This window comes from Halorubrum sp. GN11_10-6_MGM (assembly GCF_005435165.1).
In the GTDB taxonomy this organism is placed as follows: Archaea; Halobacteriota; Halobacteria; order Halobacteriales; family Haloferacaceae; genus Halorubrum.
Genome location: NZ_SGUC01000135.1, coordinates 1 through 498 on the forward strand (window position 1 = coordinate 1; position 498 = coordinate 498).

General features: G+C 50.4%; 2 protein-coding genes. Both read right to left on the bottom strand.

The annotated features are described in order from the left end of the window. The coding region (locus tag EXE46_RS17325; RefSeq protein WP_206750446.1) for a hypothetical protein at window positions 1-288 on the bottom strand (288 nt) is incomplete at its 3' end. Beyond that, a partial coding sequence (locus EXE46_RS17330) for a hypothetical protein (protein ID WP_206750447.1) occupies window positions 285-498 on the bottom strand: 214 nt, incomplete at its 5' end. The genes EXE46_RS17330 and EXE46_RS17325, both read right to left, overlap by 4 nt.

The following is a 498-nucleotide window of genomic DNA, read 5'->3' on the forward strand; positions in this document are numbered from 1 at the left end:
GAGTAGGACGGCATTGTCATACTTCAAACAGTACAACGGGACAATCACCTGGTCAAACAAAATTCGAAGTATAGGCTGGCCCCCTCGGAGTGGCAAAACTTTTCTTTCGACGTTGACGTCCGGTTGCGACACATGATTCTTAAAAAGTGACTTGTTGTGACCGCCACACAAAAGCGTAATCTTGACATCGGAGGTCACATGTGCTAGTTCCGCAGTGAGTCTGCGGAGATAGGTTTCTACTCCCCCAGCTCCAGGATTAACAGAAAGCGTGTTAACGATAATGTTCATGCGGCCTGCACCTCCGATCGGCGTATCCGGTGTTGTCGGCGATGTACCTGGTATGTCGCTTCAGCAAGTGCGATGATCGTCCACGTGAGACCAAAGTTCATCGAGGCAGCGGACTTTCCAATAAACAGCGTTCCCAGGAATGGCACAAAAGTGAGAACCACCATGAACGCCATCGCCCCTAGCGTTCCTTTTGCGTTCCGAATGGTACTC